Raw genomic sequence first — 14869 nt, 5'->3', positions numbered from 1 at the left:
TGCCGGCTACTGGACGACCGTGATCCGGTCCGCCGCCGGGACCGGGTACGGCGTCGCGGCCGAGGAGTTGGCCGTCAGGTAGGCCCCCAGCGCCGCCAGGTCGTCGCCGCCGACACGGACGTTGGCGCCCTTGCCGAGCTCGGCGAAGCCGTCGCCGCCGCCCGCGAGGAAGGAGTTCATCGCGACGCGGTAGGTGGCGGCCGGGTCGATCGCCGTGCCGTCGAGCTTGACCGAGCCGGTGACGACGCGCGCCGCGCCGGTCTTGGTCAGGTCGAGCGTGTAGGTGAGGCCCCTGGAGATCTGGAGGATCTTCGGGGATGCCTCGTTGGCGCCGCTGACCTGCTGCTGGAGCGCGGTGATCACCTGCGCGCCGGTGAGGTCGGCCAGGTTGACGGTGTTGGCGAACGGCTGGACCGTGTACGCCTCCCCGTAGGTCACGACACCGTCGCCCTCGCCGCCGCTCGCCGTGTAGGTGAGCCCGGCGCGGATGCCGCCCGGGTTCATCAGCGCGAGGTCGGCCTCCGGGTCGACGGACCTGGCGTACGCGAGCTGGGCGTCGGCGATCAGGTCGCCGGCCGGGGACTCGGTGCCGGTGTTGCCGATGTCGCCCGCGATGTAGCCGAGGGGACGCGAGGCGACCGGCGCGGAGAGCGCCTTCCACTTGGTGATCAGCGACGTCATGTCGGCGGCCTTCGCCACGTCACGCGTGACCACGTGGTTCGCGGACTTCACCGCCGTGCGGGCGATGTCCCCGGTCCAGCGGTCGTACGTCAGCGTCGTGTCCGTGTACAGCCGGCCGAAGGAGGAGGCCGAGGTGACCATGCGGGGCCGGCCCGCCGGGTCCGGGACGGTGCACGCGTACGCCTGGTGGGTGTGGCCGGTGATCAGCGCGTCCACGGCCGGCGTGACGTTCTTCGCGATGTCGACGATCGGCCCGGAGATGCCGTCACCGGCGCCGGGGCTGTCGCAGTCGTAGTTGTACGCCGTCGACGCGGGCGCGCCGCCCTCGTGGATCAGCGCGACGATCGACTTCACGCCCTGGTGCTGGAGCTCCTTGGCGTACTTGTTGATCGTCTCGACCTCGTCACCGAACTTCAGGCCCTTGACGCCCTCGGCGGACACGATGTTCGGCGTGCCCTCCAGCGTGACGCCGATGAAGCCGATCTTGACGCCGTTCTTCTTCCACACCCAGTAGGGCTTGAGGATCGGCTTGCCGGTCTTCTCGTCGGTCACGTTCGCCGCGAGGTAGGGGAAGTCGGCCCCGGTGAACTTCTTGCCGTCGTAACAGCCGTCCGTCGGGTGGCAGCCGCCCTTCTGGAGCCGGGCCAGTTCCTTGGCGCCCTCGTCGAACTCGTGGTTGCCGACCGAAGTGACGTCGAGGTCGAGGCCGTTGAGCGCCTCGATCGTCGGCTCGTCGTGGAAGAGGCCCGAGATCAGCGGAGAGGCGCCGACCATGTCACCGGCGGCGGCCGTGATCGAGTATCTGTTGCCCTTGCGGGCGTCGCGCAGATGCGTGGCCAGGTACTCGACGCCCCCCGCGTCGACGGTCTTCGTCGTGCCGTCCGCCTGCAGCTCCGTGACCCGGCCCGAGGATCCGGTCGGCGGCTCCAGATTGCCGTGCAGGTCGTTGAAGGACAGCAACTGGACGTCCTGGTAACGGCCGCCGCCGTGGTGGTGCGACGGAGCCCCCTTGTCCTGGTGCGCGCTCGCCGGGATCGCGGCGGCCAGCGCCCCGACGGTGGCGAGAGAGGCGGCGGCCGCGAGGAGACGACGAGTGCGTCTGGACCGGATCGTGGGCGGCATGGTTCCCCCTGGAGAACGGTGAGAGTCCGAAACGGTGTGCCGTGCGTGAGCCGAGCGGGTGTCGTGCGTGAGCCGTGCAGGAGCCGAGCGGGTGGTGCGATGCCTGCGCGAGCCGATGAACAGCCCTGGTTTTGCACGCACTTTAGAATCAACGCGCGTAGCGCGGAAGGGCCCGGCGGTTACGGACTGATTGACATCACCGCACCGAGAACCGACAACCACGTCATCGCCGTCCGCCGGGCACCGTCGGGCAGCCCTTCGAGCCTCTGCGCCGGTCCGCGGAACACGCCGCGGTCTCCCCGGATCGTCCCTCCTCGCCACGATCCGTGTCCGTATCGCCCAACTCCTTGTCCCTCCATCGCCGAGCCGTACCCTCGTATGCATGACCAGCGACGACGCGGCACCCTTCGCTCTCTCCCGCTCCATCGAGGCCTGCTCCGTGCTCTCCCCGGACCAGGCCGAGGACGTGCTCCGGCTGCTCTCGGAAGCCGCTCGGGCCGATGGACAGCAAGCCGTGTCCGAGCAGGGGCGGCTCCAGCTGAAGGGCGGAAGCCGTGAGGGCGTCCGGCATCTGCTGCTGACCGTCGGCGACGAACTGATCGGCTACGCACAGCTGGAGGACACCGACCCGGTCGAGGCCCCGGCCGCCGAACTGGTCGTCCATCCGGCGCACCGGGGGCACGGGCACGGCCGGGCGCTCGGTTCGGCGATGCTCAACGAGTCCGGGAAGCGGCTGCGGGTGTGGGCGCACGGCGGTCACTCCGCCGCCCGGCATCTCGCCCAGGTCCTCGGCCTCACCCTCTTCCGCGAACTGCGCCAGATGCGCCGCCCGTTGGAGAACCTCGGCCTGCCCGAGCCGAAGCTGCCGGAGGGAGTGGCCGTCCGGACCTTCGTGCCGGGCCAGGACGACGCCGCCTGGCTCGCCGTGAACGCCGCCGCCTTCGCCCACCACCCCGAGCAGGGGTCCCTCACCCAGCGCGACCTGGACGACCGGATCGCACAGCCCTGGTTCGACCCGGCCGGCTTCTTCCTCGCCTTCCGCGGCGACGAACTCGTCGGCTTCCACTGGACCAAGGTCCATGCCGAGGAGAGGCTGGGCGAGGTGTACGTCCTCGGTGTGCGCCCCGGCGCCCAGGGCGGCGGGCTGGGGAAGGCGCTGACGACGATCGGACTGCGCCACCTCGCCGCGCAGGCCCTGCCCACCGCGATGCTCTACGTCGACGCCGACAACAAGGCGGCGGTCTCCGTCTACGAGCGTCTCGGCTTCGTCACCCACGAGACGGACCTGATGTACCGGACGGAGTCCTGAGCCCTCGATCCACGAGCACCGCTTCGGAGGCCGAAGTCAGCGCTGGGCAAGGGCGGTTGTCCGGCGTCGCCGCAGGGGTTCGGCCAGGGAGCGGACCCCCACCAGCACCGCCACGACCAGGACGGCCGCCCAGCGCCGGTGCGCGTCGTCCCAGTGCGGGTCGGACGGCCCGACGAACAGCTCCCAGCGCTGGGGGAGCAGCAGGGCGGCGCCGAGGAACGTGCCCACGAGTCCGGCGGATATCGCGGTCCCCGGTTCGCCGGCCTCCGAGTACCGCACGGCGACGAGCGCGGAGGCCAGCGCGAGAACCATGACGGCGGCTGCCTCCAGGGTGATCGCGCCCACCGGGGGCCGGCCCTTGGCGGGGACGAGGAACAGCGCGGCCGTCCAGCACACCGCCATGAACGGCACGACGAGCGCCAGCCGCAGCCCGGTCCGCACCGGGCGCCTGGTCGGCACCGCGGCCGTGGTGTTCCGGGCCGGATCGTCGAGCAGGAACGCCAGTCCCAGGCCGAAGGCGAGGGCGGCGGCCCGCAGCAGATTGAGGCACAACCACGGGTCCGGTGGACCGGAGACCGTCCGGGAGGAGCCGGCCAGCAGCAGCCCGAGGACGGCGCCTGTCAGCACCGCCCACCGGGGCAGGCTGCGCCACACCGGGCGGACCAGGGCGCGGGCCACGACGTGCGCGGGAGGGGGCCCGGCGGCTTCCGTGAGGCGGTCGGCGGAAGTCTCTGTCACCGTCTTCGCTACTCCCCGCACGAGCCGCTCTCCGAGTCCGCCGCGGTCGCCTTGCCACCGACCGGCACGCCGAGCAGTTCGGCCACCCGTGCCGTGGACGTCTTCGGGGACGTCAGCTCCGTCCAGTGGGCCTTCACCTTCGCGGCGACGCTGTAGTGCGGCTTCTGGAGCAGTTCGCGCACCACGGTGGTCTGCTGGGCGGACATGGAGACGGGGCTGGTGAGGGCCAGCGCGGTGGCGGGGCCCTTGATGCTGTCGTCGATCCGGACGTCGCGCAGGGACTGCATCGGGTCCGGCTGGGTGCTCAGCGCCAGCCACATGGTGGTCACCACGCGGGCGTCGCACATCTGGCCGGCGGCTTTCTCGGTGCCCGCGACCAGGACCGAGGCGACGCCGACCGCGAACTCGGGAAGGCGGTTGCCGCCCCAGCGCGTGCCGACGGTGACATACCCGGGCGTGGTGGAGGGCGAGATCGCGGCATCGCTCTGCAGGCCGTAGCGGGCGTCGATCCACTGGCGCACGGTCAGCCGCTCGCCTCCGGCGGAGCCGCCCGCGCGGGACTGGATGCGGTCCACGGCGTCGGCCCAGTCGGCGGTGCGGCCGGCCCACTCCGGGAAGGCGCAGTAGGTGGAGCGTCCGTGCCGCACGCAGGTCTGTTCCTTCTGCGGGCTGACGGACGCCTTGGTGCGGGCCGCGATCAGCGAGGCGGACTCGTCCGGGGACTGCCCGGCGACGCCGACGGCCGTCGCGGCGAGCGCGAGGGCGGTCACCAACGTGAGCAGTCTCGTCCGGCCGCCGCTCACCAGCACGGCGACGCAGAGCAGCAGGACCACGAGGCCCGTCAGGTAGAGCGCGTGCCAGGCGGCCGGGCGGCCCAGCAGTTCGGAGGGGAAGGGGTCGGCGCCCTCGTCCTCGACGACGGGTCCGAGCCAGCGCACCCAGTGCTTTCCCTGGGTGAGCGCGGAGACCAGGGTGCTGAGGACGAACGCACCGATCACGAAGGGCGGTGCGACGAACCCGACCGGTATCACCCGGGCGAGCAGGACACCCAGGACACCGGCCAGCAGGACCAGCAGCGGGCCCACGACCAGTTCGGCGGGCGAGCCGTGACCGACGGCGCCGGGCTTCAGCGCCGCCCAGGTGTACTGGAAGCCGACGACGATCGCGGTGACCGCGCCGAGGGGCAGGACGGACAGCGCGTGCGCCACCGTACGCCGCCAGTGCTCCATGGGCAGGATGTCGAAGTGCTGGTCGGTGGACTGCCGGCGGGACCGCAGCACGGCGCGGTTGACGCAGATGAACACCGCTACGGCCAGCAGTATGGGTGTCGGCTGGGTGGCCCGGTCGGCGTCCTGGAGGACCGGGAAGTCGTCCATGCCGTCACCCCCGAGGAACAACCTCCAGCCGACATAGCCGACATACAGCGCGAGGAAGACCAGGACCGGGATCTGGAGCAGCAGTTCGCGTGCTTCGAAGCGGGCGAGGGCCAGGATCGCGGCCGACCGGGATTCCCTGCCCCGGGCAGGCGGCTCCACCCCCGTGGGGGCCGCCTGCGTGATCGTGTCCGTGAGGGCGCTCATGCCGCCACCTCCGTGGCCTGGGCGTCGAGGGTGAGCAAGTAGCCGTCCTCCAGGGTCGGTTCGAGAAGGGCGGCGCCTGCGGGCGGATCGCCGACGTTGCGGAAGGCGCCCGTGCCCGTGCGCCATCCGGCCCGGGCGGACGGATCGCGCTCCGCGCTGCTCCACACCCGCCCGGCCGCCCGTTCGGTGAGCTCCGCGGGTGTGCCCTCGAAACGGATGCGGCCGGCGTCCATGACGATCACCCGGTGGCACAGCATCGCCACGTCCTCGGTCTGGTGGGTGGAGAGCAGGACGGTGCGTCCTTCTCCCGCCTGGGCGATCAGTTCCCTGAAGCGCATGCGCTGTTCCGGGTCGAGGCCGACGGTGGGTTCGTCGAGGACGAGGAAGCCGGGGGCGCCGACGAGCGCGGCGGCCAGCGCGACCCGCTGGCGCATGCCGCCGGACAGCCGCTTGATGCGCTTGCCGCGCACGTCGGACAGGCCGACGGCCTCCAGCACCCGGCGCACCTCGCGGTGGCGGGCGGTGCGGTCGGTCAGCTCCTTGAGGATCGCCACGTAGTCGACGAACTCGAAGGCCGAGAAGTCCTGGTGGAAGCCGGGTGTCTGCGGGAGGTAGCCCAGCGCGCGCCGCACGTCCAGGCGTCCGGCGGTGGTGCCCGGGTCGTGGCCGAGGACGGTGAAGGAGCCCCGGTCGGCGGGCACGGCGGTGGCGAGCACCCGCAACAGGGTGGTCTTTCCGGCGCCGTTGGGCCCGAGGAGTCCGGTGACGCCTTCTCCGAGGCGCAGGGTGACCTCGTCGAGCGCGAGCGTCCCGCCGAAGCGGAGGCTCAGGCCGGAGGCGGAGACGGTGGGAATCATGCTGCGTTCCTGTCGGTGATGTCGGTGAACGGGAGGCGCGACGCGTCGAACCGGTCCCGCGCGAGATAGAGGAGTACGGCGGCCAGGACCGCGACGGCCCCGGAGACGCCCTGGCCCGCTGCGGTGAACGGGGCGAGCGTGGTGTGGGGCTCGGTGTTCGCCCGGGCCACGAGGAGCAGGACGGCCCAGCCGCCGCCGACCAGTGAGGGGGCGAGGACGGGGCCGAGCCGGGAGCTGAGCGCGAGCCCGGTCGCGGTGAGGGCGAGGGCGGGCAGCAGCCACGCCAGGGCCTGCAGCCCGTAGGCGGGGAGGGCGAGGGTGGCCAGGCCGTTGAGCCCCAGGCACACGGACAGGACCGCGACCGTGCGGATCATCAGGAGCCGGAAGCCGTGCATCGGCGAGACCACGGACATCTCGTACGTCGGGTCGATCCCCGGGCCGTAGGACACCGCGACCCCGGCGAGCGGGAGCAGCGGCGCGAGGGCCAGGAAGAGGGTGGGCGTGGCCCCGGCCCGCACCAGGTCGGCCGCGGCGACGGTCATGACGAGGAGGGCGCCGATCGCGCCCAGCCAGGAGCGGCGCAGCGCGGGGGAGGCGGTCAGCAGCCGTGCCGTGTGGTCGGCGACGCCGAGCCGGACGAGCAGCCACTCGACCGGGCCCGGCCGCGGGGCGTCGAGCTCGGCGTCGAGCCGCTCCCAGCCGACGTCCAGGGCGACCGGATCGCTGATCCCGGCCAGCGCCTGCCGGCACCGCGCGCACGCGGCGAGGTGGGTGTCGGCGGACCACAGGCGGGGCACCGCCAACTCTCCCTGCACATAGGCCCGAAGGTCTTCCTCCGGCACATGCCAGGTCGTACGGCTGTCACCGTTCATCTCGCTGCCATCGCTTCCGTGACGGTCGTCGCTCATGCCAACGCCTCCCGCAACTGCTTGCGCGCACGCAGTGCCCGCGTCTTGACCGTGCCCGGCGGGATACCGAGCAGGACGGCCGCTTCCCTGGTGGTGAGTCCGTCGATCACCGTGGCCTGGAGCACCGTCCGGAGTTCGGGCGAGAGTCTGGTCAGCGCGCCCGCCAGGTCGCCGTGTTCGACGCCCGCCAGCACGCGCTCCTCGGCCGAGGCCTCGTCGCGGTGCCGGAGCCGGGCCAGCGCGCTGCGGAGCCGGCCGCGCGCGCCGTCGCCGCGCATCGTGTCGACGAGGCGCCTGGAGCCGATGCGCCACAGCCAGCCAGCCGGGTCGCCCTCCTCGCGGTAGCGGGCGGTGCCGCGCCACACGGCGAGGAAGGTCTCCTGGACGACGTCGTCGACGATCCCGGCGTCGGCGCACCGGCCGCGCAGCCGCGCGGTCAGCCATGGCGCGTACCGCCGGTACAGCTCTTCGAAGGCGCGACGGTCCCCGTCCGCCGCGATGGCCCGCAGCAGCTCTCCGTCGCTTCTCGTTTCCCTCACATCCCCTCATCGGACGAGCCCCGCCGATCGGTTCACACATCGGCCGGGAATTTCCGGACGCCTCGCCCGCCTACCGGACCACTGGATCCTCCACGACGCCGATCACCGCTTTCACCAGCGGATTCGTCAACGGGTGCATCGGTGGGCCCGGTTGGATCCAGCAGCGGATCCGCCGGTGGTCCGGGCCGATCCACCGGCGGAACAACTCCGTCCGTTCATCCGCGACTTGACCGCGACCACCATCTTGCACCACCCTTTCACTACTCAATTAGTGAAAGGGTGGTTGTCCGAGTGGTCGTGTACCGCATCGACCGGCGCAGTGGCGTCGCCACCTACGTCCAGATCGTCCAGCAGACGAAGCAGGCGCTCCGGCTCGGTCTCCTCGAACCGGGCGACAAGCTCCCCACGGCCCGCGAGGTCGTGGAAGCCACCGCCATCAACCCGAACACCGTCCTGAAGGCGTACCGCGAGCTGGAGCGCGAGGGACTGGTCGAGGCCAGGCGCGGCCTCGGCACCTTCGTCCGCAGAACGCTGGGCGCCGCCCCCGCCGACTCGCCGCTGCGCGACGAGCTCGACGCCTGGGCCCGCAGCGCCCGCGCCGCCGGCCTCGACCACGAGGACGTGGCGGCGCTGTTCGCCTCCGTACTGGACGCACATTTCCCGAAGGGGGACCAGTGAGTTCCACCAGCACCACCCGATCCACCGTCGCCGTAGAGGCGCACGGTCTCACCGTGCGCCACGGCCGACGCTCCGCGGCGGCCCTGGACGGCTGCTCCTTCCTCCTCCCGGCCGGACGGGTCAGCGCCCTCGTCGGCCCCAACGGCGCCGGCAAGTCGACGCTGCTGGCGACCCTGGCCGGGCTGCTGCGACCCGCCGCCGGCACCCTCACCGTGCTCGGCGCGGGCCCGGCCGAGGCGCGCGAGCGCATCGCCTACCTGGCCCAGGACAAGCCCCTGCACCCCCAGCTCACGATCGCCGAGACCCTGCGTCTGGGCGCCGAGCTCAACCCGGCCCGCTGGGACGCCGCACACGCTGCCGCGGTCGTGGAGCAGGGATCGCTCGACCCCGGGACCAAGGTCAGAAGGCTCTCCGGGGGCCAGCGCACCCGCGTGGCACTCGCCCTCGCGCTGGGCAAGAGGCCCGACCTGATGCTGCTGGACGAACCGATGGCCGACCTGGACCCGCTGGCCCGCCACGAGCTGCTGGGCACCCTGATGGCGGACGCCGCCGAACGCGGGACCACGGTGCTGATGTCCTCGCACATCGTCACCGAACTCGCCGACGCCTGCGATCACCTGCTCCTCCTGGGAGACGGACGCATCCGGCTCGGCGGCGGCCTGGACGACCTGCTCCTCGCGCACACCGTGGTGACCGGCCGCGGCACCCCCGCCGACCTCGCCCCCCACCTCGTGGTCGAGTCCCGCGCCGCCGGACGCGGCCTCACCGCCCTGATACGCAACGACGGACCGGTGGACGAGCGCTGGCAGACCGAGCGCCCCTCCCTGGAGGAACTGCTCCTCGCCCATCTGCGGTCCCCCGGGGCTCCCGCGCTGCTCACCCCCGGCACGACCCCGGCCCCCGCGGCGGTGGCCCGATGAGCGCCTCCGCCCCGACGGCTCCCGTACGCCGTACCCTGCCCGTGCCGCGCGGCCTGGTCTGGACGGTCCTGCGGCTGCACCGCACCGCACTGTGGATCTGGACCGGCTTCGTCGTGCTCACCGCCGGACTGCTGCTGTGGCTGTACGGCCCCGGCGCCGCCCACACCCAGCACCTGCTCGACACCTTCGGCTACGCGGGCGTGCAGGACGACGCCTGGACCTCCGGCATCATCGGCTCGGTGTTCTCAGGCTCCTACAACGACCTCTTCCACGACCCGGCCTCCCTGCTGAACATCGCCTCGTTCGCCGTCGCCGTCTTCGCGGCCGGCTCGCTGACCGCCCGCGAACTGGAGAACGGCACCGCCCGGCTCGCCTGGACCCAGTCCGTCACGCCGGCCCGCTGGCTCGCCGCCGGACTGGCGGTGCCCGCGCTGCTCGTCACCGTCGGCACGGGCCTGCTGGTCGTGCTGTACCGGATGCTGTGGGACGCCCACGGCAACCTGCTGCTGGCCGGCATCGGACCGCGGGCCGTGTACTTCGCCATCGGCCCGGCCACGGTCGCCGCACCGCTCCTCGGTCTGGCCGTCGGCGCGTTCGCCGGTCTCGCACTGCGCCGCACCCTGCCCGCTCTCGCCGTCGCCGGGCTCGTACAGGGCGCCGTCATCGCGTTCCGTGCGAACTCCTGGCCCTTCCAGGGCAGTTACCAGCAGCCCGACCTGTCCGTCCGGAGCCGGGCGATCACCTCTGCGGGCAAGGAGATCCCCGACCCGGGCTGCTACCTCAGCCGCCCCTGCCTGGCCCGGCACCACGTCGTCGGCTTCACCCGCGAGTACCTCCCCTCCCCCGACTACTGGCCCCGCCAGCTCCTGGAGACCGGCGTCCTGCTGGCCGCCACCGCGATCCTGGTCGCCGCCGCCTTCGCCGTCCTGAGGAAGAGGTCGACCTCATGAGCACCTTGGCCACCGGCCGACGCCCGTCCCGCCCTGCCCCGTACCGGCCGTCCGGCCTGACCTGGACCGTGCTGCGCCTGCACCGCACGGCCCTGTACGTCTGGGGCGCCGCCCTGCTCATCGTCGCGGCGGCCCTGATCTGGATGCACGCCGCCGGACCCACCACCCGTTTCGTCGGCGGCTGCGACGCGAGGGAGCCGTTCTCGCTGGACTGCGGACCCTTCCGGGAGACCACGGCGCACAAGGTCCACACCTACGCCCTCGCCCTGGTCTCCGGCTGTGTCACGTATCTGATGTACGCGGTCGCGGCCTGGGCGGGTGCCGCGCTGACCGGCCGTGAACTGGAGAGCGGCACGGCACGGCTGGCCTGGACCCAGTCCGTCACCCCGGCGCGCTGGCTCGCCACCAGGCTCGCCGTCCCCGCGGTTCTGCTCACGGCGGGCACGACACTGGCGTTCCTGCTCGGCAACTGGACCCGCCGTGCCGGGAACGAGGGCCTGTCCGGCGGCTGGTTCAACACGAACGTCTTCATCTCCTCCGGGCCGGTGGCCGTCGCGTACGCCCTCGCGGGCCTCGCCCTCGGCGCGCTCGCGGGGCTGGTCCTGCGCAGGGCCCTGCCCGCCGCAGCGGCCGCCCTCGCCGCGGCGTACGTCCTGCACGAGGTGCTGGACGGGTTCCGGATGAGCCTGTGGCCCGCCGAGACGGCGACCGGGCAGGCCGCGTTCCAGATCCCGTACGGCTCCCTGGTCCTCGAACACGGTGCCGTCACCAGCGGCGGCGAGCGGCTGGTCACCAACGCATCCTGCGTCGGAACCGACGGTGCCGCCCTCGGAAAGTGCCTGGAGCGGTCGGGGATGGCCGATTTCTGGACGACGTACCAGCCGGAGTCCCATTTCTGGCCCCTCCAGCTCGTGGAGAGCGGCCTGCTCCTGGCCGTCGCCGGGCTCGCGGCCGCCGCGGCCTTCGCGCTGCTGCGCCGCCGCCTCGTGTGACCCGCGGTAGCACCGGCGGGCGCGCGTTCCGGCGCGGGTGGGCGCGTACACGGTTCCCGGACGTGCGGACGTCCGGGAGCCTCCCCCAGATATCCCGCACGTCATGTCGCCGTAACCATCGATTCAGGTGACCTTGCGACGCTCGGGAAATGCAGCCCGCCGTGCCCGAGCCTTCTCCCCCGCCGGAGAACGAGTCCGCACCGTCCACGCGGAGTCAGCGCACACCAGCCGAACGGAACGGGAACTTCCGCATCGGCGCTCTCGTGCCCGCCCTCTCCGACGCGCCGGTCTCGCCTCCGGCACGGAAGAATGGGTCCATGAACCAGCGAAGCGCCCAGGCACCCGTGCAGCACCCGCAGCCCTCCGTGGGCTCCATCGCCGCCCACCGTCCGCACACCGTCGCGGCGAACGTGTCCGATCTGGAGCCCGACCTCGACGCCGACCTCGACGAGTACGAGGACGCCGAGCAGGACGGGATCATGCTGCCGCAAGGCCGGTTCCTGGACCGCGAGCGCAGCTGGCTGGCATTCAACGAACGCGTTCTGGAACTCGCGGAGGACCCGAACACGCCCCTTCTGGAGCGCGCCAACTTCCTGGCGATCTTCGCCAGCAACCTGGACGAGTTCTTCATGGTCCGGGTGGCAGGCCTCAAGCGCCGCATCGCCACCGGCGTGGCCACCAAGTCCGCCTCGGGCCTCCAGCCCCGCGAGGTCCTGGAGATGATCTGGGCCCGCTCCCGGGAACTCATGGCCCGGCACGCGGCCTGCTACCAGGAGGACGTCGCCCCCGCGCTCGCGGAGGAGGGCATCCACCTGGTCCGCTGGAGCGAGCTGACCGAGAAGGAGCAGGCCCGCCTGTTCACTCTCTTCCGGCACCAGATCTTCCCGGTCCTGACCCCGCTGGCGGTCGACCCCGCGCACCCCTTCCCGTACATCTCGGGCCTGTCCCTGAACCTCGCCGTCGTCGTGCGCAACCCGGTCAGCGGCCACCGCCACTTCGCGCGCGTCAAGGTCCCGCCGCTGCTCTCCCGCTTCCTGGAGGCCTCCCCGAACCGCTACGTCCCCATCGAGGACGTCATAGCGGCCCACCTGGAGGAACTGTTCCCCGGTATGGAGGTGCTCGAGCACCACACCTTCCGGCTCACCCGCAACGAGGACCTGGAGGTCGAGGAGGACGACGCCGAGAACCTCCTGCAGGCCCTGGAGAAGGAGCTCATGCGGCGGCGCTTCGGCCCGCCCGTGCGCCTGGAGGTCGAGGAGTCCATCGACCGCTACGTCCTCGACCTCCTCGTACGCGAGCTGAAGATCTCCGAGGCGGAGGTGTACCCGCTGCCGGGTCCCCTGGACCTCACGGGCCTCTTCGGCATCGGCTCCCTCGACCGGCCCGAGCTGAAGTACCCCAAGTTCATCGCCGGCACCCACCGCGACCTCGCGGAGGTCGAGTCCGCCTCCCCGCCGGACATCTTCGCCGCCCTGCGCGAGCGCGACGTCCTGCTGCACCACCCGTACGACTCCTTCTCCACCTCGGTGCAGGCCTTCCTGGAGCAGGCCGCGGCCGACCCGGACGTGCTCGCCATCAAGCAGACGCTCTACCGCACCTCCGGCGACTCGCCGATCGTGGACGCGCTGATAGACGCGGCCGAGTCCGGCAAGCAGGTCCTCGTCCTGGTCGAGATCAAGGCCCGCTTCGACGAGCAGGCGAACATCAAGTGGGCCCGCAAGCTCGAGGAGTCCGGCTGCCACGTGGTGTACGGCCTCGTCGGCCTGAAGACCCACTGCAAGCTGTCGCTCGTGGTCCGGCAGGAGGGCGAGACCCTGCGCCGCTACTCCCACGTCGGCACCGGCAACTACCACCCGAAGACCGCCCGGCTCTACGAGGACCTCGGACTGCTCACCGCCGACCCCCAGGTCGGCGCCGACCTCTCCGACCTCTTCAACCGGCTCTCGGGCTACTCGCGCCGCGAGACCTACCGCCGTCTGCTCGTCGCGCCCAAGTCCCTGCGCGACGGCCTGATCGCACGGATCAACAAGGAAATCCAGCACCACAAGGCCGGGCGTCCCGCCTTCGTCCGCATCAAGGTCAACTCGATGGTGGACGAGGCGCTCATCGACTCGCTGTACCGCGCCTCCCAGGCCGGTGTGCCGGTCGACGTGTGGGTGCGCGGCATATGCGCCGTCCGCCCCGGTGTCGCGGGCCTGTCCGAGAACATACGGGTCCGCTCCGTCCTCGGCCGCTTCCTGGAGCACTCCCGGGTCTTCACCTTCGGCAACGGAGGCGAACCCGAGGTGTGGATAGGCAGCGCCGACATGATGCACCGCAACCTCGACCGGCGGATCGAGGCCCTGGTCAGGGTCACCGACCCGGCTCACCGCGCAGCCCTCAACCGGCTGCTGGAGACCGGCATGTCCGACACCACGGCCTCCTGGCACCTCGGCCCCGACGGCGAGTGGATCCGCCACGCGACCGACGCGGAGGGACAACCCCTGCGGAACGTCCAGGAGATGCTCATAGACGCCCGGAGGCGCCGGCGTGGCACAGCAGCACCTTGATCCCCCCACCGGTTCCGTGGCCGCGACGGCCCCTCCCGACAGGGGAGACACCCCCCTCGGTGACGCCCTGGCGGGCTATCTGCGGGCCCAGGCCACGGAATTCCTCCGTTCGCTGCGCCAGCACCGGGAGACCGGTGGCGCGGCGAACGGAGGAGGGGAGTCCGGCGACGCGGCGCGCGCCCTGCGCCACTCCGCCCGCCGCATCAGCGGCAGCCTGCACACCTTCCGGCCGCTCCTGGACGCGGACTGGTCGGAGGGGATGCGCCCCGAACTGGCCTGGCTCTCGGGCACCCTGGCGCGCGAACACGCCTATGCCGCCCGCCTGGAACGGCTGATCGGCGCGCTGAACCGGCTGTCCGGCACGGCCGCCCTGCCCGGCCAGACCGGGCGGGCCCCGGCCGCCTCCAGGGCGGGCAGTCTCACCGTCGGCGCCGCGAAGGCGGGCGCGCTCCTCGACCGCCAGCTGACGCTCGCCCGCACCCGCGCCCACTCGGCGGCCCTCCAGGCGCTCGGCTCCTCCCGCTTCCACGCCGTCGCCGACAGCGTCGCCGTCCTCGCCAGCGAGGTTCCGCTGGCCCCGGCCGCGGACACCACCGATCTGCGTCCGCTGGCCGCCGCGGCCCAGGACCGGCTGTCCGACGCCGTCAGCGCGCTGCCGCTGGTCGTCGCGGGCCGCCCGTACAACGCGGAAGCCCTCGTGCACGGCCTCTCCGCCGACACCGCTCCCCAGCCGCAGGACGCGCCCTGGCACCAGGTCCGGCTGCTGCTGCGGCTGCACCGCTACGCCCACGAGGTGCTGCACCGCGGAGAGTGCCCCGTCGACATGCGCTTGCTCGGCGCGGGCACCGCGCTCAACCGGCACCGGGACGCGGCGGAGGCGGCCTCGGCCGCGGCGTCCGCGGCCCGCACCCCGCGCATCGCGCCGGCGACGGCGTACGCGCTCGGTGTGCTGCACGCCGACCAGCGGCACGAGGTGGAGGCGGCCCGGTTCGCCTTCCAGCAGGCCTGGCAGAAGGAAGCCGTACCCACTCCCTGAGGGAGGCCCC

General features: G+C 72.4%; 13 protein-coding genes. 7 read left to right on the top strand and 6 right to left on the bottom strand.

Annotated elements, in window-relative coordinates; all coding sequences use genetic code 11:
- Nucleotides 1-6 precede the first annotated feature (6 nt).
- On the bottom strand, nt 7-1803 hold the full coding sequence (locus ACH4S8_RS20715; protein WP_398396013.1) for a bifunctional metallophosphatase/5'-nucleotidase: 1797 nt from the start codon (nt 1801-1803) through the stop codon (nt 7-9).
- Nucleotides 1804-2185: 382 nt separating this feature from the next.
- On the opposite strand from ACH4S8_RS20715, the gene mshD reads away from it, so the two are divergent.
- A complete protein-coding gene (gene mshD, locus ACH4S8_RS20710; protein WP_398396011.1) occupies nt 2186-3112 on the top strand; it encodes a mycothiol synthase in 927 nt (308 codons plus the stop codon).
- A 36-nt stretch (nt 3113-3148) separates the two neighbouring features.
- On the opposite strand, the gene ACH4S8_RS20705 is transcribed toward mshD, so the two are convergent.
- Genes ACH4S8_RS20705 through ACH4S8_RS20685 form a run of 5 tightly spaced genes read right to left on the bottom strand, consistent with a single transcriptional unit; the run spans nt 3149 to nt 7734 of the window.
- Nucleotides 3149-3850, bottom strand: coding sequence for an ABC transporter (locus ACH4S8_RS20705; protein WP_398396009.1), 702 nt, complete (start codon nt 3848-3850; stop codon nt 3149-3151).
- Nucleotides 3851-3858: 8 nt separating this feature from the next.
- On the bottom strand, nt 3859-5430 hold the full coding sequence (locus tag ACH4S8_RS20700; protein WP_398396007.1) for an ABC transporter permease: 1572 nt from the start codon (nt 5428-5430) through the stop codon (nt 3859-3861).
- The gene (locus tag ACH4S8_RS20695) at nt 5427-6287 is read right to left on the bottom strand and encodes an ATP-binding cassette domain-containing protein (protein WP_398396005.1); all 861 of its coding nucleotides are present in this window, start codon (nt 6285-6287) and stop codon (nt 5427-5429) included. Before ACH4S8_RS20695 ends, ACH4S8_RS20700 begins: the two co-directional genes overlap by 4 nt.
- On the bottom strand, nt 6284-7195 hold the full coding sequence (locus ACH4S8_RS20690; protein WP_398396002.1) for a zf-HC2 domain-containing protein: 912 nt from the start codon (nt 7193-7195) through the stop codon (nt 6284-6286). The genes ACH4S8_RS20695 and ACH4S8_RS20690 overlap by 4 nt, the downstream gene beginning before the upstream one ends.
- On the bottom strand, nt 7192-7734 hold the full coding sequence (locus ACH4S8_RS20685) for an RNA polymerase sigma factor (RefSeq protein WP_398396000.1): 543 nt from the start codon (nt 7732-7734) through the stop codon (nt 7192-7194). The genes ACH4S8_RS20690 and ACH4S8_RS20685 overlap by 4 nt, the downstream gene beginning before the upstream one ends.
- Before the next feature lie 291 nt (nt 7735-8025).
- Here ACH4S8_RS20685 and ACH4S8_RS20680 point away from each other — a divergent pair, with 291 nt between their 5' ends.
- The 6 genes from ACH4S8_RS20680 (at nt 8026) to ACH4S8_RS20655 (ending at nt 14859) form a co-directional block, all read left to right on the top strand.
- Nucleotides 8026-8412, top strand: coding sequence for a GntR family transcriptional regulator (locus ACH4S8_RS20680; RefSeq protein WP_398396681.1), 387 nt, complete (start codon nt 8026-8028; stop codon nt 8410-8412).
- The gene (locus ACH4S8_RS20675; protein WP_398395998.1) at nt 8409-9332 is read left to right on the top strand and encodes an ATP-binding cassette domain-containing protein; all 924 of its coding nucleotides are present in this window, start codon (nt 8409-8411) and stop codon (nt 9330-9332) included. The genes ACH4S8_RS20680 and ACH4S8_RS20675 overlap by 4 nt, the downstream gene beginning before the upstream one ends.
- Nucleotides 9329-10282, top strand: a complete 954-nt coding sequence (locus ACH4S8_RS20670; RefSeq protein WP_398395996.1) for a hypothetical protein — start codon at nt 9329-9331, stop codon at nt 10280-10282. The genes ACH4S8_RS20675 and ACH4S8_RS20670 overlap by 4 nt, the downstream gene beginning before the upstream one ends.
- On the top strand, nt 10279-11274 hold the full coding sequence (locus ACH4S8_RS20665) for a hypothetical protein (protein ID WP_398395994.1): 996 nt from the start codon (nt 10279-10281) through the stop codon (nt 11272-11274). Before ACH4S8_RS20670 ends, ACH4S8_RS20665 begins: the two co-directional genes overlap by 4 nt.
- A 317-nt stretch (nt 11275-11591) precedes the next feature.
- On the top strand, nt 11592-13823 hold the full coding sequence (locus ACH4S8_RS20660) for an RNA degradosome polyphosphate kinase (RefSeq protein WP_398395992.1): 2232 nt from the start codon (nt 11592-11594) through the stop codon (nt 13821-13823).
- Nucleotides 13804-14859 carry a CHAD domain-containing protein gene (locus ACH4S8_RS20655; protein ID WP_398395990.1) on the top strand — a complete coding sequence of 352 codons (1056 nt, stop codon included), beginning with the start codon at nt 13804-13806 and terminating at the stop codon, nt 14857-14859. Before ACH4S8_RS20660 ends, ACH4S8_RS20655 begins: the two co-directional genes overlap by 20 nt.
- Nucleotides 14860-14869 lie beyond the last annotated feature (10 nt).

Origin of the sequence: Streptomyces sp. NPDC021080 (assembly GCF_044333225.1) — a bacterium.
GTDB lineage: Bacteria > Actinomycetota > Actinomycetes > Streptomycetales > Streptomycetaceae > Streptomyces.
Note: the sequence above shows the minus strand (reverse complement) of the source record. Positions and strands in the feature narration are given on the sequence as shown.